Source organism: Microbispora sp. NPDC046973, from assembly GCF_040644495.1.
GTDB lineage: Bacteria > Actinomycetota > Actinomycetes > Streptosporangiales > Streptosporangiaceae > Microbispora.
Map to the genome: position 1 here is coordinate 567,319 of NZ_JBEYWQ010000001.1, position 15,564 is coordinate 582,882.

18 protein-coding genes are annotated in these 15,564 nt (G+C 71.0%); 3 read left to right on the forward strand and 15 right to left on the reverse strand.

The genetic code is table 11. The annotated features are described in order from the left end of the window. Nucleotides 1-78: 78 nt before the first annotated feature. From ABZ860_RS02780 to ABZ860_RS02810, 7 genes are all read right to left on the reverse strand, one after another. On the reverse strand, nt 79-2,268 hold the full coding sequence (locus ABZ860_RS02780; RefSeq protein ID WP_357214067.1) for a peptidase domain-containing ABC transporter: 2,190 nt from the start codon (nt 2,266-2,268) through the stop codon (nt 79-81). 103 nt (nt 2,269-2,371) lie between these two features. After that, nucleotides 2,372-3,370, reverse strand: coding sequence for a TIGR04500 family putative peptide maturation system protein (locus ABZ860_RS02785; protein ID WP_357214070.1), 999 nt, complete (start codon nt 3,368-3,370; stop codon nt 2,372-2,374). A gap of 10 nt (nt 3,371-3,380) precedes the next feature. Further along, nucleotides 3,381-4,355: an MvdC/MvdD family ATP grasp protein gene (locus ABZ860_RS02790; RefSeq protein WP_357214073.1), complete on the reverse strand. Its 975-nt coding sequence runs from the start codon at nt 4,353-4,355 to the stop codon at nt 3,381-3,383. A gap of 85 nt (nt 4,356-4,440) precedes the next feature. Further along, nucleotides 4,441-4,599 (reverse strand): hypothetical protein, encoded by a 159-nt coding sequence (locus tag ABZ860_RS02795; protein ID WP_357214075.1) that lies wholly within the window; start codon nt 4,597-4,599, stop codon nt 4,441-4,443. A 332-nt stretch (nt 4,600-4,931) separates the two neighbouring features. Beyond that, nucleotides 4,932-6,023, reverse strand: coding sequence for a hypothetical protein (locus ABZ860_RS02800; RefSeq protein ID WP_357214078.1), 1,092 nt, complete (start codon nt 6,021-6,023; stop codon nt 4,932-4,934). A 79-nt stretch (nt 6,024-6,102) separates the two neighbouring features. Beyond that, complete coding sequence (locus tag ABZ860_RS02805; RefSeq protein ID WP_357214082.1) at nt 6,103-7,017, reverse strand: hypothetical protein; 915 nt, start codon at nt 7,015-7,017, stop codon at nt 6,103-6,105. 72 nt (nt 7,018-7,089) lie between these two features. Further along, nucleotides 7,090-8,298 (reverse strand): FAD-dependent monooxygenase, encoded by a 1,209-nt coding sequence (locus ABZ860_RS02810; RefSeq protein WP_357214085.1) that lies wholly within the window; start codon nt 8,296-8,298, stop codon nt 7,090-7,092. Nucleotides 8,299-8,381: 83 nt separating this feature from the next. On the opposite strand from ABZ860_RS02810, the gene ABZ860_RS02815 reads away from it, so the two are divergent. After that, entirely contained in the window at nt 8,382-8,963 is a 582-nt protein-coding gene (locus tag ABZ860_RS02815; protein WP_357214089.1) for a TetR/AcrR family transcriptional regulator, read from the forward strand. A gap of 82 nt (nt 8,964-9,045) precedes the next feature. Here ABZ860_RS02815 and ABZ860_RS02820 read toward each other — a convergent pair whose 3' ends face one another. Next, a complete protein-coding gene (locus ABZ860_RS02820; protein WP_357214092.1) occupies nt 9,046-10,035 on the reverse strand; it encodes a pirin family protein in 990 nt (329 codons plus the stop codon). A 135-nt stretch (nt 10,036-10,170) separates the two neighbouring features. Here ABZ860_RS02820 and ABZ860_RS02825 point away from each other — a divergent pair, with 135 nt between their 5' ends. Beyond that, entirely contained in the window at nt 10,171-10,824 is a 654-nt protein-coding gene (locus ABZ860_RS02825) for an HNH endonuclease family protein (protein ID WP_357214095.1), read from the forward strand. A 63-nt stretch (nt 10,825-10,887) separates the two neighbouring features. Here the strand turns inward: ABZ860_RS02825 and ABZ860_RS02830 are convergent, their stop codons facing one another. The 4 genes from ABZ860_RS02830 to ABZ860_RS02845 all read right to left on the reverse strand — a co-directional run bounded on the left by ABZ860_RS02830 (nt 10,888) and on the right by ABZ860_RS02845 (nt 13,402). Then, on the reverse strand, nt 10,888-11,514 hold the full coding sequence (locus ABZ860_RS02830; RefSeq protein WP_357214098.1) for a GPP34 family phosphoprotein: 627 nt from the start codon (nt 11,512-11,514) through the stop codon (nt 10,888-10,890). Continuing rightward, entirely contained in the window at nt 11,493-11,768 is a 276-nt protein-coding gene (locus ABZ860_RS02835) for a hypothetical protein (RefSeq protein WP_357214101.1), read from the reverse strand. Before ABZ860_RS02835 ends, ABZ860_RS02830 begins: the two co-directional genes overlap by 22 nt. 3 nt (nt 11,769-11,771) lie before the next feature. Continuing rightward, entirely contained in the window at nt 11,772-12,698 is a 927-nt protein-coding gene (locus ABZ860_RS02840) for an SPFH domain-containing protein (protein WP_357214103.1), read from the reverse strand. A 119-nt stretch (nt 12,699-12,817) separates the two neighbouring features. Further along, nucleotides 12,818-13,402, reverse strand: coding sequence for a helix-turn-helix domain-containing protein (locus ABZ860_RS02845; protein WP_357214105.1), 585 nt, complete (start codon nt 13,400-13,402; stop codon nt 12,818-12,820). Nucleotides 13,403-13,495: 93 nt separating this feature from the next. Between ABZ860_RS02845 and ABZ860_RS02850 the strand changes: the two genes are divergently transcribed. Continuing rightward, nucleotides 13,496-13,897: a nuclear transport factor 2 family protein gene (locus ABZ860_RS02850; RefSeq protein ID WP_357214108.1), complete on the forward strand. Its 402-nt coding sequence runs from the start codon at nt 13,496-13,498 to the stop codon at nt 13,895-13,897. 6 nt (nt 13,898-13,903) lie between these two features. Here the strand turns inward: ABZ860_RS02850 and ABZ860_RS02855 are convergent, their stop codons facing one another. From ABZ860_RS02855 to ABZ860_RS02865, 3 genes are read right to left on the reverse strand one after another with little or no spacing between them, the layout of a single operon-like run. After that, a complete protein-coding gene (locus ABZ860_RS02855; protein ID WP_357214110.1) occupies nt 13,904-14,881 on the reverse strand; it encodes an NAD(P)-dependent alcohol dehydrogenase in 978 nt (325 codons plus the stop codon). Beyond that, nucleotides 14,878-15,111 carry a helix-turn-helix transcriptional regulator gene (locus tag ABZ860_RS02860; RefSeq protein ID WP_357054419.1) on the reverse strand — a complete coding sequence of 78 codons (234 nt, stop codon included), beginning with the start codon at nt 15,109-15,111 and terminating at the stop codon, nt 14,878-14,880. The genes ABZ860_RS02855 and ABZ860_RS02860 overlap by 4 nt, the downstream gene beginning before the upstream one ends. After that, complete coding sequence (locus tag ABZ860_RS02865) at nt 15,105-15,533, reverse strand: hypothetical protein (RefSeq protein ID WP_357214113.1); 429 nt, start codon at nt 15,531-15,533, stop codon at nt 15,105-15,107. The genes ABZ860_RS02860 and ABZ860_RS02865 overlap by 7 nt, the downstream gene beginning before the upstream one ends. Nucleotides 15,534-15,564: the final 31 nt, after the last annotated feature.

Consider the following 15,564-nt stretch of genomic DNA (forward strand, 5'->3'; position numbering starts at 1 on the left):
GGTAAAGATCACATAAAAAGGATTAAAAGGTAAAACCCGCAGGTCAGGCGGCCCTTGGAGGGGCAAATGTGGCGCTCGTCACACTCGCCGACGGCGTCCGGGTGCGGGGGCGGGCGCCATGGCCCCGCGTGCGCCTCGCGAAAGATCGGCCTGGGCGGCGAGGAGCTCGGCGTACTTGCCGGGCACGGCCATCAGCTGCTCGTGGGTGCCGCGTTGGACGATGCGTCCTGAGTCGAGGACCAGGATGAGGTCGGCGTCCCTGACTGTGCTGAGGCGGTGGGCGATGATGATTCTGGTCTGGGGGAGCCGGGCCAGGTTGGCCTCGATGGCGGCTTCGGTGGTGCTGTCGAGGTTGCTCGTGGCCTCGTCGAGCAGGAGCACTTTGGGCCGGGACAGTACGGCGCGGGCCAGGGCCAGGCGCTGCCGCTGGCCGCCGGACAGGCCGCCGCCCTCGGTCAGCATGGTCTCGTAGTTCATGGGCATGGCCATGATCTCGTCGTGCAGTGCGGCCAGTTCGGCCGCCGCGACGACGCGCTCCAGTGGGGCGTCGGGGTCGTTGAGTGCGATGTTCTCTCGTATGGTGCCGTTGAACAGGGACGGGTCCTGGGTGACGACGCCGAACTGGCGGCGCAGGGTGCGCAGGTTGAGCTCGCTCGCGGGGACGCCGTCGTAGCGGATCTCGCCCTCGACCGGGGTGTGCAGGGCCAGCAGAAGCCGGGCCAGCGTACTCTTGCCGGAGCCCGAGGCGCCGACCAGCGCGACCTTCTGGCCCGGGTGGATCGACACCGACACGCCCCGGAGGACCCACGGGCCACGCGGGTCGTGCCGGAAGCCGACGTCGCGCAGGTCGATCCGGCCGCGCAGGCGCAGCACCTCGATGCCCTCGTCGGGTTCGGGGGTGGAGATGAGGATGTCGGAGAGCCGGTCGAAGTGGGCGCCCGCCAGCTGGAGGCTCTGGAGGCTGGTCATCAGCGAGCCGAGCGGGGTCAGCGCGGCCAGGGCGATGGCGTTGAGCGCGACCAGCGCGCCGACGGAGAGCTCTCCGTCGAGCACCCGCCAGGCGCCGATCCACAGCAGCGCGAGCGGCGTGATCACGTGGATGGCCGACACGACGGCGTCCAGGAAACCGTGGGTGAGGCCGACGCGCACGTCCGCCTCGAGTTGCCGGCCGAAGTGGTCCGACCACTGCTTCATCGCCCTGCGCTCGGCGCCCGACGCCTTGAGCGTCTCGATGCCGCTGAGGGTCTGGATGAGGGTGCCCTGCGATTTCGACAGCGCCGCGAGTTCCTGCTGCGTCAGCATGTTGACCCGCCGGGACGTGGCCAGCAGGAGCAGCGACTGGAACAGGACCACTCCGGTCAGCGCCGCCCCGAAGATCGGGTCGCGGACGTAGACGAGCACCAGGTAGCCGACGGCGAGCGGCCCGTCGAGGACCGCGGTGACGATCTGGCCGGTGAGCAGCTCGCGTAGGGTCGACACGCTGGAGGCGCGGGTCACCAGGTCGCCGGTGCCCCGCTGGGTGAAGTACGTGTAGGGCAGGGCCATCAGGTGGCCGACCACCCCCTCGCTGAGCTCCTGGTCGGCACGGGCGCGCACCGCCACCAGCAGCGCCGCCCGCAGATAGCCCAGGACGAGCTGGGCCGCCCCCGCGATCAGCACGGCCACCCCCAGCAGCGGCAGCAGATCGGCGCGCCGCGGCAGGACGGTGTCCAGCAGCATCTCCGAGAACAGCGGCAGGACCAGGCCGACCAGCTGCAGCAGCAGCGAGGCCACGATGACCTGCGCGAGCAGGCCGCGCCGGCGTTGCAGCAGGGTCCGCATGAACTCTCGTCGCCACGCGCCGGCCAGCGACGACGATCCGCGGCGGAATCCCGCGCCCGGCTCGAAGACGAGCAGGACACCGGTGAACCCCGCCGCGAACTCCGCCGGAGTCAGCCGTCGCCGCCCCTGGCCGGGGTCGACGATGTCGACCCGGTCGACGGCCCACCGTTCGACCACCACGAAGTGGTTGGACTCCCAGTGGGCGATGGCCGGGAGCGGCGCCCGGGCCAGGTCGCCGGGGGCGAGCTGGAACGCCTTGGCGGTCAGCCCGTATTCGCGGGCGCCCGTCAGGATGGCGCGGGCGCTGAGGCCGTCGCGGCCGACGCCGAGGTGGCTCGACAGCTCGGTGACGGTCGTACGGTGTCCGTGATAGTGCAGCACCATGGCCAGACACGCCGACCCGCACTCGGTCTGCGTGTTCTGGAGCACCACCCGCAGACGGCTCACCGGGCGCTCCCGATCAGTACGACCACGGCCGCGCCCGCCGCCGCCAGGAGGGCCACGGCGAGCCAGAGCAGCAGGAAGGAGGGGCCGCGGCGACCGGGCACGGTCACAGCCAGTGCCAGGTGACGGCGGCCTTCGCGCGCCGCTCGGCCATGTACTCCGCGAAGCCCGCGCGGCCGGCGGCGGCGAGGGTGCGGGGGTCGGCGGGGTCGGCGGGACGGCGTTCGCGGACGACGCCGACCAAGTGGCCCTTTCCGTGGGGGACGGGACCGACCACGGTCCCCTCGGGGGCGGTGCGCAGGGGTTCGGGCAGGTCGAGGGCGGGTCCGTCGGCGGTGGTGACGGTGATCCGGTCACGGGAGGCGAGCGCCCGGACGAGGGCGTCGGCGGGGTCGGGAGCGCCCGCCAGTTCCGCGAGGCGGTCTTCGGGGCCTTCCGCCCACAGCGCCCAGACCTGGTCGAACTCGGCCGGGTTGCGCTCCAGGTAACCGTGTGCCGTCTCCTGCTCTATGCGGGCGCGGACCCGCTGTTTGAGCGCCAGGCCGAAGATGTGATGGGTGTAGGCCGTCTCGGTCAGGCCGACGCCGGCGAGCCAGCTCATCATGTCGGCGCGGCTGCGCAGGCCGTTCCTGATCCGGTAGGCGTCGGACGCCTGCTGGAGCTCCTCCTGGGTGGGCGGGGACTCCCTGCCGGCCATCTCGCTCAGGATGCAGTAGTCGATCAGCTCGTCCTGGATCGTGGTGTCCCGTTCGATCCGGGTACGCAGGGTGAGCAGCGCGTTCTGGATGAGCAGGGCGAAGCCGTCCACGGTGACGACCCGGCCGGAGGCCCAGTGGGTGGAGTGGTCCACGGTCCAGGGCACGCCGTCGTCGGCCGGGGCGGTCAGCGCCACGCTCCCCCCGTCGGGGTGGGCCAGCACCAGGTCGTAGTCGACGATGGGGCTGCCGGGTCGTACGTCGGCCACGAGCTGGGCGCGGGTGGCGGGCCGGGTCTCACGCCACTCGGAGACGGTCCGCCGGGCCTCGGGCACGTCGTCGCGGCGGCGCGGCAGCGTCCGCAGCAGGGCCACGGCTTCGGTCAGGGCGGCGTCGAAGGTGCTGGTCATGGGATGGGTTTCACCTGTGCGGTTCGGCGGCGATGAGCCAGTCGGCGACGGCGGCGGCGATGGGCAGGCCGGTGGTGGCCTCGATCCAGCCCCACTGCCCGGCGGGGTTGATCTCCAGGTACACGTACTCACCCTCGGGCGTGACGATCATGTCGATGCAGCCGTAGTGCAGGCCGAGCGCCGCGGTCAGCTCCAGGCAGCGGCGCTCGACGTCGCCGGGCAGATGGTGGATCGCGTAGGTGGAGAAGGTCTGCTCGTAGTGGCGGTAGTCGTACTTGGTCGCGCGTGATCCCTGAGAGTGGATCTCGGCGGCGAACACCTTGTCACCCACGACGGTGATCCGTAGCTCGACGGCCTTCTTGACGTACGGCTGGAGGATGGCGGGGGCCAGGGCCAGGCGGTGCCTGTCGGTGAGACGGCGGCGGGAGACCGGCGTGGTGTAGTGGGCGTGGTCCTCACCGTCGACCCGGAACTCGACGTACTCCACCACCTTGGCGATCAGCTCGCCTCCGCTCTCCTCCCAGAACGGGATGAGGTCCTCGTCGTCGTTGGTGATCAGGGTGTCGGGCGTGGTGAAGCCCAGCGCGGCCGCGGCGCCGAGGTTGACGAGCTTGTTCTGGGTGCGGAGGATGTCCAGGGTCCTGGCCGGCAGCCAGCGGCTCTCGACGGTGTGCTCCCACCCGTGCAGCAGGATGGCGGCGATCTTCTCGACGTACTGCCGGTGGGTCACGTCCGTGACCGACTCGGGCGCCCGCGGGTGGGTGGGATGGCGGTTCCAGATCGCGGTGAACTCGGAGCAGTCGTACGCACGGCCGTCGACGCGCAGGGTGTGCCGCCAGGACCCGCCGGTCAGACGCGAGCTGATCGTGCTGTCGGCGGGGTAGGCGCCCGGATCCCACCACAGGAACTCGGCGCCTCGCTTGACGAGTTCGGGGACGACCATCTCCACCGACACGTCGTTCTTGGCGCTGAGTATCAAAATCACCGAGTTTCCTATCATCGGGAAAGGCGGCGTGCCCGATACGCGCGGGCACGCCGCTGCTACAGCACCATGACTTCAGGCATGGCCGTCAGAGGCGGACGTCGATCCTGTCGATGGTCTGCCCCAGCTGGCTGCTGGACAGCCACCCACACGGGTGCCACTCGATGTCCTTGCCCCCGACGATGTCGTCCAGGGCGTCCTCGGGCAGCTCAGCGGAGCTGTCGAGGTCGTCGAAGCGAATGCTCATCTCTTGCACCTCCTCTCCGGGAATTCCTGATCGACTCTCGCGGCGCCGCCTTGGATCTTGCTTGGAAGGGGCTTGCAACATCGACCGCGGTCACCTGGACCGTCAACGGCCCGGAGGGAACAACCGCGCAGGTGATACCGCCGGACGGGACGGTACGCAGCGTCATCGTCCGGCAGGCGGGTGGAGACACAGGCAGGTGGAGACGATGGCGGACGGAAGCAGTGCAGCGATGCGTTGATCCGGCAAGGGTTACGCGCTGTCCGGCCTGGCAACCGTCCTTATACAGGCTTATAGGGACTGGCAGGTGAAGGCGGCGGAGCGCTGTCAGCCGGTCAGCGCGTACGCCAGAAGGCGCCGTTCGCCGAAGGGTCGTCGGGGTCGCCCTGCGGCACGGTGAACCCCGCGCCCCACATGGTCGTCGTCCCGGGCCTGCGCGCGATCGAGAACAGGGCGGCGTCGGTGCCGGCCTTCCTCGGGACCGGGGTGCTTCGCCACGTCGAACCCGTGACGTGCCACAGGGTGGCGTTCCACTGCCCCTGCGCCACCCACACGCCGCCCTTGCCGTCGGGCTCCACCTCCGTGTACGGCTGCGCGTTGGCGGCGCCGACCGAGGCGGTCCACGAGCTGCCGTTCCAGCGCATGACCAGGGTGCGGCTGTAGGTCCTGTCGTCGCCCTCGTTGTCGGCGCCTTCCCAGCTGACGGCGCCCACGGCCCACACGTCGCCGGGGCCCACGACGGCGATGTCGTTGAGGACCGCGGCGGCGTCGGGAGCGGGAAGCGTGATCGCGGGCGTGGGCACCAGGGCCCAGGACCTTCCGTTCCACCGCATGATCGCGGGACGAGCGCCCTTGGTCCCCGCCGCCCAGACCTCGCCCGGCTTGTACGCGTCGACGGCGGCGGCGCGGGCCGGCAGCCGGACGCTCTTCCACGAGGACCCGTTCCAGTGCCTGGCCGAGGCCGAGGACTCGGCGACCGCCCAGACGTCCTTCGCGCCGGTTCCGTCGGCGTCCGTCGCGGAGAAGCCGCTGCCGAGCGAGGCGGTGGTCCACGCGCGGCCGTTCCACCGGCCGGCCTTCCCCGGGCCGAAGACCCATACGTCCCTGTTCGAGGTGGCCGTCACGGCCTTCAGCTCGTACGGCGGGCTGCCGGGGATCACCTTCCACGATCCGCCGTCGAACCACTGGACCAGGCCCCGCTGCCTGCCGTTCACGACCCGGTGACCGGCCGCCCACACCGACCCGTTGCCCAGGACCGTCACGTCGTCGAGAACGTCGTCCCCGGGCAGCGTGTTCACTCTGGTCAGACGCCACACGGGCGCGCTCTCCCCGGCCTGGCCGCCCTCGCGGGTCACGCCGTAGGCCGCCATGGCCGGCAGGCACGCCAGCCCGAGCGCCGTCATGCCCGAGACGAACACGCTACGCACGATGCCTCCCCTTCCGTTCACCAGTACGACGTCCGGCGGAGGGGATTCGTTCACGCGTCGCCGGTGGCAGGGTCCGGACTCACTTCTTCTCCGTCCACGGCTCGTATTCGTCGTCCCCGGGGAGCACCCAGACCTTCGCGTCGGGCCTGACCATCGTTCGCAGCAGCGTCGCCTTGCCGGTCGTCTTCGAGACCCGGTAGACCGCCACCCCCGTCGTGGTCTTCGAGCGGACGATCAGGTGTCCCGCCGTGTCGAAGTCGAGGTCGTCGATGTGCTGCCCGCGGGGCAGCCGCACCGTCACGGTGCCGCTCGCCTTGCCGGTGCGCAGGTTGAGCAGGCGCAGCTTGCGCGACTCGGGCGATGATCCGACACTCATCGCCGCCGTCACGTAGTCGTTCGCCAGGGCCGTCGCCCACAGCCGCGTCTTCGACCGCCACCGGGTGTGCAGCCCTCGGTCGAAGACCGTCACCCGACCCCCCAGCACCCCCTGCATCAGCAGTCGCTCGCTGTCCGGGCTGAACCCCGCGAAGCTCCACTCGTCCGTCCCCGCGGGCAGCGGCAACGTCTTGCCCTTGCGCAGGTCCACCAGGGTCCCCAGCCCCGGCGCCGAGGTTCCGGTGACCACGAAACTGCCGTCGTCCGACACCGACGGCCACTCCTCGCCGGTCGTGTCCACCGTGATGTTCCGGATCGCTGTTTCCTTGCCGTGCAGGGTCCGCTCGGTGAATCGCCCGTCGGACTTGCGGAAGTAGAAGAAGTGCCGGCCGTCGCCGCTGATCAGGAACGCCGCCCGCGCCCCGGCGTTGACCGTGTCGCGGGGCGCCACGGCGAGCGCCTCCGGCACCTTCACCACCTCTCCGTCGGTCAGCACCAGTTCCCAGGTCTGCGTCCGCTGGGCGTACGCGATGGTGACCGGCGTGGCGGCCGCCGCGGGCTGTCCGGTCAGCGGAACGGTGGTCAGGAGAAGGGTCGCGAGAACCGTGCGCACTCTCATGTGGGGTGAGATGCCGGAAAACCACGAAATGTTGCCGGCTCCCGAACTCCACCGCGGGCCACGTGTGCACGGCTACGAGGCCGGCGTGCGGTAATCCCTGATCGTGATCGCGGTCGCGGCCTTGCGGATCGGCTCGGTGACCCGCTCGATCATGCGGTTCTTCCCCGGCAGGTGCGGCATCAGCCGCAACATCAGCATCTGGAACCGGATCTGCGCCGCGGACTTCAGCACCATGCCCTTGAGGTTGTTCGCGGCGAGCTTCTGGTTCTCCTCCGCGAAGTGCCGCATCTCGCGCTCGTAGGCGGCGAACCCCGCGGCGTGGTCTCCCGCCGCCTCGGCGAGGCAGCCCGCGAGGACGTAGGCGCCGACCAGGGCCAGGCTGGTGCCCTGACCGGACGCGGGTGAGGCCGCGTAGGCGGCGTCGCCCACGAGTGTCACCCGGCCCGACGACCAGCGGTCCATGCGCACCTGACTGATCGAGTCGAAATAGAAGTCCGGCGCGTCCTCCATGGCGTCGAGAAGGCGCGGGACCTCCCAGCCCTGGCCGGCGAAGAGGTCGGCGAGCAGCTTCTTCTGCTGTGCGGGGTCCCGCCGGTCGTACTCGAGCGGCGGCGAGGAGAAGAGGAACATCGCCTTGGCGTCGTCACCGCGCCCGGTGCTGTACATCCCGGTGCTCCTGCCCGGCGCCGGAAACATCATCTCCGTACGGTCCAGGTGGAGATGGTTCGGCACCGTGAAGATCGAGATGTGGTGCCCGAGGTCGTGGACGAACCGGGACTCCTCGCCGAAGGCCAGCGCGCGCACGTTGGAGTGCAGGCCGTCGGCCCCCACCACCAGGTCGAACGTGCGCGGGGAGCCGTTCGCGAAGGTGACGTGCACCCCTTCGGGAGTCTCCCGCAGGGCGGTGATGGAGTCGCCGAAGACATACTCGACGCCGTCCCCGGTCGCCGCGTGCAGGAGCCGGGTGAGGTCACCGCGCATGATCTCGACGTCGTCGCCCTCGCGGCCGCCGAACAGCTGCGCGCTCATCGTGCCGATCTGCCGGCCGTGCGCGTCGACGAAGCGGGCGACCTGCATGTCCGTGCTGTGCCGCCGCACCTCGTCGAGCAGGCCCATGCGGGCGACGACGTCCAGTGCCGCTCCCCGAATGTCGATCTTGTAGCCGCCGTCCCGCAGCGAGGGCGCGCGTTCGACGACGGTCACCGCGAAGCCATGCTCGCGGAGCCAGAAAGCCAGCGTCAGCCCGGCGACGCTTCCGCCGGAGATCAAGATGTTCGCCATGCCGAGAACTGTACAAGCGTCTCAATCAAGTGTCTAGTACAAGCGTCCAAGACATTTGTGCTGGCATGGGCTAGGCTCTGAGCATGGGAAATCGGGAAGATCTGCTCGCGGGCGCCAAGCGGTGCCTGATGGAGAAGGGATACTCCGGCACCACCGCGCGTGACATCGCGGCGGCCGCCGGCACGAGCCTCGCCGCCATCGGCTATCACTTCAGATCGACGAAGGCCCTGCTCGACGCGGCCCTCATCGAGGCGATGGAGGAATGGGGCAAGGAGATCGAGCAGACTCTCGCCGCCGACGCCTCACTCGACGGCGCACCCGCCCAGCGCTTCGAGGCGACCTGGACGCGGATCATCGAGTCCTTCGCGAGGATGAGACCGCTGTGGGCCATCCAGTTCGAGCTCATCGCCCAGATGGACCGGCTTCCGGAGCTGCGCGAGGCGTTCGCGGCCGCCAACCGGCAGGCGAAGCTGGGCCTGGCGGCGATCTTCGAACATCTGGATCCGGCCGCGGACGAACGCAAGGCGATGGCTGTCGGCGCGTTCTACCAGGCACTGCTCGGCGGAATGGCGGCCCAGTGGCTCGTCGATCCGGAGCAGGCTCCGTCGGCGCGTGATCTCCTCGAAGCGCTGCGCACGATCAGCGCGGGGCTCGCAGCGCGGTGACCGGCGGGAATCGTGGCTCCGCCGCCCGAGGCGGCCGGGTGGCGGGTGGGCGCGCTCCCCGGCCGGCCTTCCGGCGGGTGTGTCAGTCCGTCGCGGTCAGGGGTCCGTCGGCGTGCGGAACCCGCTCGGCGGGGATGACGCCCAGGCGGCCCGCCTGGTAGTCCTCCATCGCCTGGATGATCTCGGCGCGGGTGTTCATCACGAACGGCCCGTAGTGCGCGACCGGCTCGCGGATCGGCCGCCCGCCGAGCAGCAGAACCTCCAGATTGGGCTCCGCCTGGGGCTGGGCGGTGTCCGCCGCGAGGGTCAGCGACCCGCCCGGGCCGAAGACGGCGAGCTGCCCCTTGCGGACCGGCCGCCGCTCGCCGCCCACGGAGCCCTGACCGGCCAGGACGTAGGCGAGGGCGTTGAACTCGGGGTTCCACGGCAGGTCGAGCCGGGCGCCGGGGCTGACGGTCGCGTGCACCATCGTGATCGGGGTGAACGTGACGCCCGGGCCGGCGTGTCCGTCCAGCTCGCCGGCGATCACCCGCAGCAGCGCGCCGCCGTCGGCCGAGGCGAGCAGCGCCGCCTCCCGCCCCCGGATGTCCTGGTAGCGGGGCAGGTGGAACTTGTTCGCACGAGGGAGGTTCACCCACAGCTGGATGCCGTGGAAGAGCCCACCCGAGACCACCAGGTGCTCCGGCGGCTTCTCGATGTGCAGCAGGCCGGCTCCCGCGGTCATCCACTGGGTGTCGCCGTTGGTAATGGTGCCGCCGCCTCCGTTGGAGTCCTGGTGCTCGAAGACGCCGTCGATGATGTAGGTGACGGTCTCGAAGCCGCGGTGGGGGTGCCACGGCGTGCCCTTCGGCTCTCCGGGGGCGTACTCGACCTCGCCCATCTGGTCCATGTGGATGAACGGGTCCAGCATCGACTGCGGCACCCCGGCGAACGCGCGCCGTACGGGGAAGCCCTCGCCCTCGAAGCCGCTGGGCGCGGTCGTCACCGACCGAACGGGGCGTGGTGCCGTGACGGCCGGATCCGGTGCGGTGACTCGTGGCAGCGTCAGGGTGTCGGCGGTGACAGCGGGCATGGCCGCCCTCCTAATTGAATCTTCAACTTCCGTCGCCTTGCAACCACCCGCGATCGCCGGACATTCCCACCCGTGGATCGCCCTGTGCCCGCATATCGTCACGGCGAGTGGGGAGGGACTGGTATGGCTGGAAGCATGATCTCCATAAGCCGCACCCTCCAGGTCGCCGTACTGTCCCTTGTGGTCCTCCCGATCGCCGCTGCCGCGATCGCCCCGCAGGCCGCGGCCGACGCTCGCCGTCAGGCGGACGCCGGGGCGCCGGCCCGCCGCATGCTGGCGCAGCTGAAGGTCGCCAAGCCGTTGTCGCTTCGGGGGTACAGCCATCGGCGGTTCCAGCCGCGATGGGCGCACCACAAGGGCGAGTGCGACGCGCGGGAGGTGATCCTCGCCCGCCAGGGCCGGGGCGTACGCAGGAACGGGACGTGCCAGGCCGTGAAGGGCCTGTGGCGCAGCCCGTACGACGGCAAGGTGCTGAAGAGTGTGAAGCAGGTCGACGTCGACCACGTCGTTCCCCTGGCGTACGCCTGGCGCTCGGGCGCCAAGAGATGGAGCCAGGCGAAGCGGCGCGCGTTCGCCAACGATCTCAGCCGCCCGGAGCTGGTCGTGGTGAGCCATTCGGTCAACATGGCCAAGGGAGGCCAGGGACCGCAGAGCTGGCGTCCGCCGCGCCGTGCCTACTGGTGCCGCTACGCGACCTCGTGGATCACGGTGAAGCACCACTACCGGCTCCTGGTGACCCGCGCGGAGAAGGTCGCCCTGCTCAACATGCTCCGCACCTGCGGCAGGTGAACCGGCCCGGCGGCGCCGGTGCCCGGCCGCGGCCGGGCACCGTACGCGAGGGCTGTCCCGGGATCAGCCGCTGCTCGCGGCGCGAACCTGCTGGATGACCTTGCGCAGGGCCGGCGCCGCCGGGCCGCCGCGTTCGGACAGCAGGGCGATGCGCTGCTTGTGCGCCCGTCGTCTGGCTCGCGGGAGGACCGTCCCGAGCTCTCCCGCGGCGGCCAGCCCGACGAGGGCGGCCTCGCGGTCCCCGACCCGCGAGACCGGGCCGGTGAGAGCGGCGGCGACCTGCGTCGTGAGTCGTTTCACCACACGCGTGTCGCGTACGCGCACATGACTCCTGTTGAAGATCAGGAACGGCTGGCGCAGCTCGACCCTGACCCAGCGGCCCGTCTCCAGTTCGTCGCGGACCGCCCGGACCGTCGCGCGGCCGTCCTTGCCGATCCAGTGCCGCCAGGGCCGGGGCCCTGACCCGGCGATCTGGCGCAGCAGGCCGTCGAGGACCGGGTCGGCGAGCCGGGCCTCCGACACCACGCGCACCTTGCCTCCGTCGTCGGCGATCCGGCCGGCGAGCAACAGGTCGGTGAGCGCGGCCGCGCGCAGCAGATAGGGGAGGCGGTAGTTCGTCACCACCCGCTCCTTACGGGGGTCGTAGGCCAGCAGGTAGAGCTGGGCCGTCAGGGAGCCGGGGACGTCCACGGACTGCCCTCCTCTCGGTCGTCGGGTGGATCGGCGGGGGGAGCCTCCGGAGGCGGCGTCTTCTTCGGGGGCCGGCCACGCCGGGGGATGCGGCCGGCGTCGCCCGGGAGCCGTCCCGCCTCCGACAGGGCCCGGCGCAGCAGGAACTCGATCTGGGCGTTGGTGCTGCGCAGCTCGTCGCCGGCCCAGCGGGCCAGCGCGTCGTGCACCGCCGGATCCAGCCGCAACAGGATGCTCTTTCTTTCTGTCGCCACGGTCTAGTGGTACAGGGAGCCGGTGTTCACCACGGGCTGCACGTCGCGGTCGCCGCACAGGACGACGAGCAGGTTGCTGACCATGGTGGCCTTGCGCTCCTCGTCGAGTTCGATCACGTCGTTCTCGTCGAGGCGGGACAGGGCGGCCTCGACCATGCCGACGGCGCCGTCCACGATCCGCTGACGGGCCGCGACGACCGCTCCGGCCTGCTGGCGGCGCAGCATCGCCTGCGCGATCTCCGGGGCGTACGCCAGGCGGGTGATGCGCGATTCGATGACCTTGACTCCCGCCGACGCCACCCGGGCCTGGATCTCGGCCGACAGGCGGCCGGTGATCTCGTCCGCGTTCTGACGCAGGGACAGCATGTCGTCGTGCCCGTCGTACGGGTAGCTGCCGGCGATGTGACGCACCGCGGTCTCGGTCTGGAAGGCGACGAACTCCACGAAGTCGTCGACTTCGAAGACGGCCTTCGCCGTGTCCTCGACCTGCCAGACCACCACGGCGGCCATCTCGATCGGGTTGCCGTCGGCGTCGTTGACCTTGGTGATGTCGGTCTCGTGGTTGCGGATCCGGGTCGACACCCGGCGCTTCTGGGTGAAGGGCACCACGAACCGGAGGCCGGGCGTGCGGACCGTGCCCACGTAACGGCCGAGTAGCTGGATCACCCGCGCCTCACCGGGGGCGACCGCGGTAAGGCCGGTCAGGACGACGAGGGCCGCCAGGAAGAGCAGCGCCCCGGCGACGATCAGAGCGGCTCCCGGGCCGCCGCTGCCGTCGGCCGCGAGGCCGGCTCCGATCGGGACCAGCGCGGCCGGGCTCAGCAGGCCGAGCAGGGCCAGGACCAGCATCGGCCACCCCGTGGCCGCTCGCGCCGCCCGCTCGTGGGTCTGGGGGGCCGGCATGTCGACGGCGATCTGCAGGTCTGTCATGTCTTCTCCTCGGTGTCTAGCACGACACTAGCAAAGTGATATCACTTTAGCCAGACCCGGCCCGATCGCCCGGGACGCGACCGAGCTGTTGGCCGTTCCCTCGCGGAGACGGGCTCTCCTCAGGCGCCGGTCTCCAGGCCGTGGCGCAGGAGCGCGGTGAGCCGCCGGGCGTGGGCCACGTCGGTTCCGGTGAGTGCCGCGCCGCCGGCGAGGGCCAGCAGGTCGGTCACGGTGAGCCCGGGCCGTACGGCGCCGGCGTCCTGCGCCCGCTGCAGCAGGCCGGACGCGGCGGCGCGGATCGAGGCGTGCCACTGGTCGAACAACGCGCTACGACGGCCGGTGGGGCCTTCCGTGGCCGCGAGGGCGAGCGGCCGCTTCGTCGCGACGTGCACGACGAACGCGTCCAGCCAGGAGAAGAGCGCGTCGGCCGGGGAGGGGCCGGCCGGCAGGTCGGCCCCCCGGCGGCACAACTCCGCCACCTCGTCCGCGTACACGGCGACGAGCAGGTCGGCGCGGGTGGGGAAGTGCCGATACAGGGTCGCGTTGCCGACGCCTGCCCGCCGCGCCACCTCGTCCAGCGCGACCTCGGGCCCCGACTCCGCGACGAGCTCGCGTGCGGCGGCGAGCAGCAGGGCGGCGTTGCGCGAGGCGTCCGCCCTGCGCGTACGGCCGGGCGGCGCGGGCTCGGGACCACTCGAGGTCATCCGCACTCCCTTCTCTTGCTATCCGGGGAGTTCCCCGTTTACGGTAACAGCTCTAACCGGGGAGTTCCCCACTTCGATGAACGGCGGAGGACGATGACGCTGACTGCCGGCGACCGCACGGCCATCACGGACCTGATCAACCTGCACGGCCATCTCACGGACAGCGGCGACTTCGACGGCCTGGGCGAGGTGTTCGTGCCGGACGTGGTCTACGACGTCGGTGATCTCGGCGGCGGGGTGATCGTGGGGCTCGCGGCGCTGCGCGACGCCGCGCTCGCCCTGGGCGAGGCGAACCCCGTCGCCCATCACGTCACCAACATCGTCGTCACCGAGGCGGCGGACGGCCGGGCACGAGCGATCTCCAAGGGCATGGGGGTCAACGCCGACGGGACCACGGGCAGTGTGACCTACGAGGACACGCTCGTGCGTGGCGACCACGGCTGGCGGATCAGTCACCGCACGGTCCGCGCCCGCCGGATCCCCCTGACTTTCTGAGGGTGGTCACACGGTGACGACAACCTTGCCGGCGGGGTGTCCTTCGATGAGACGGCGGATCGCGTCGGGCGCTTCGCCCAGCGGATAGGCGCGGTCGATCACGGGGGCGACCGCGCCCGACTCGACGAGTCGCGCGAGTTCCTCCAGGTGCTCGGCGCGCTCCCTGCTCATCACCGGGCGCAGCCGCTGACCGACGAACATCGACAGCAGGGGCGCCCGGAACGTGCGTCCCATGCCCCCGGTGAAGCGGTACGCGGCGTGCCCGCCGCCGACGATCACCAGCGTCCCGCGCGGGGTCAGGGCGCGGCGCAGCAGGGACAGCGGCCGGTTTCCCGCGGTGTCGACGACGACGTCGTAGCGTGCGCCGTCGCGGTCGATCTCCTCACGGGCGTAGTCGATGACGTCGCCCGCGCCGAGCGACCGGACGAGCCCGGCCTTCGCGGCCGAGCACACGCCGGTGACGCTCGCGCCGTACGCCTTGGCGATCTGCACGGCGAACGACCCCACGCCCCCCGCCGCGCCGATCACCAGCGCCCGCTGTCCCGGCCGGACGCGGGCGACGTCGCGGACGGCCTGCAGCGCCGTCATGCCCGAGACGGGTACCGCGGCGGCCTGCTCGAACGTGAGGCCGGCCGGCTTCGGCGCGAGCCTGCTCTGCCGCGCGCTCGCGAACTCGGCGTACGAGCCGCTCTCGCAGGTGCCGTACACCTCCTGGCCGGGCCGGAAGCGGGTGACGCGGGCGCCGACGGCCCTCACCACCCCGGCCACGTCGCGACCCCGGATCGCGACCTTGGGCCGGCGCAGCCCGAAGCCCGCGAGGCGCATGAGGTACGGACGGCCGGTCATGAGGACCCACACGCCCGGATCCACGGCGGCGGCGCGGACCTCGACGAGCACCTCCTCGTCGCCGATCGAGGGGCGGTCGACGTCGCTCAGGCGGAGCACGTCCACCGGGCCGTACGCATCCTGGACGATGGCTTTCATGGCGTTCCTTCCGGGAGGTCGGGGTACTGGAACACGTCGTCGAGCGGAACGCCGAACACGCGGGCGATCCGGAATGCCATCTCCAGGGACGGCGAGTATCGCCCCTGTTCGATGGCGATGAGGGTCTGCCTGGTCACGCCGATGCGTTCGGCGAGTTCGGCCTGGGTCATCTCGTCGTGGGCGAACCGCAGCGCGCGGATGCGGTTGGTCACGCGTGTGGGTTTCACCACTCCGGAAGGCTCCTGCGATAAACGATGATCTTGGTGATTCCGCCGAGGACCGCCGACAGCACGAAGCAGAGGTAGACCACGTTCGCGATCCAGAACCGGTCCCACCCGGCCATGGCCATGAGCATCGCCGCGAGCGCGCCGATGACGACGAACGCCTGACCGGTGTGGTCGCCGAGCCGCCCGATCTCCCTGTCGCGGACGTCGACGACCCGCGAGGCCCGGGGGTTGACGATCGACATCCCGATCTCGGCCGCGATCGACGCGACGATGGCCCCGCCGACCGACCACAGGAGGGCGGCGGTGTACGGCACGTCGGGTAACGGGCCTCCGTCCGCCCGTCTGAGGACGGCGACGACGTACGCCGCGTAGGCGAGCACCGCGACGACGAGCCTGATCCAGGCGCGCTTTTCCACGTGAGTCATGATCGGCACCTTCCGATGTACAAAATCTTTG

What these genes read in the sequence shown, in the direction of transcription:
- ABZ860_RS02785 (WP_357214070.1), bottom strand. Translation starts at nt 3,370, where the DNA reads ATGACCAGCACCTTCGACGCCGCCCTGACCGAAGCCGTGGCCCTGCTG.
- ABZ860_RS02795 (WP_357214075.1), bottom strand. Translation starts at nt 4,599, where the DNA reads ATGAGCATTCGCTTCGACGACCTCGACAGCTCCGCTGAGCTGCCCGAG.
- ABZ860_RS02805 (WP_357214082.1), bottom strand. Translation starts at nt 7,017, where the DNA reads ATGAGAGTGCGCACGGTTCTCGCGACCCTTCTCCTGACCACCGTTCCG.
- ABZ860_RS02810 (WP_357214085.1), bottom strand. Translation starts at nt 8,298, where the DNA reads ATGGCGAACATCTTGATCTCCGGCGGAAGCGTCGCCGGGCTGACGCTG.
- ABZ860_RS02815 (WP_357214089.1), top strand. Translation starts at nt 8,382, where the DNA reads ATGGGAAATCGGGAAGATCTGCTCGCGGGCGCCAAGCGGTGCCTGATG.
- ABZ860_RS02820 (WP_357214092.1), bottom strand. Translation starts at nt 10,035, where the DNA reads ATGCCCGCTGTCACCGCCGACACCCTGACGCTGCCACGAGTCACCGCA.
- ABZ860_RS02825 (WP_357214095.1), top strand. Translation starts at nt 10,171, where the DNA reads ATGATCTCCATAAGCCGCACCCTCCAGGTCGCCGTACTGTCCCTTGTG.
- ABZ860_RS02840 (WP_357214103.1), bottom strand. Translation starts at nt 12,698, where the DNA reads ATGACAGACCTGCAGATCGCCGTCGACATGCCGGCCCCCCAGACCCAC.
- ABZ860_RS02845 (WP_357214105.1), bottom strand. Translation starts at nt 13,402, where the DNA reads ATGACCTCGAGTGGTCCCGAGCCCGCGCCGCCCGGCCGTACGCGCAGG.
- ABZ860_RS02850 (WP_357214108.1), top strand. Translation starts at nt 13,496, where the DNA reads ATGACGCTGACTGCCGGCGACCGCACGGCCATCACGGACCTGATCAAC.
- ABZ860_RS02855 (WP_357214110.1), bottom strand. Translation starts at nt 14,881, where the DNA reads ATGAAAGCCATCGTCCAGGATGCGTACGGCCCGGTGGACGTGCTCCGC.
- ABZ860_RS02865 (WP_357214113.1), bottom strand. Translation starts at nt 15,533, where the DNA reads ATGACTCACGTGGAAAAGCGCGCCTGGATCAGGCTCGTCGTCGCGGTG.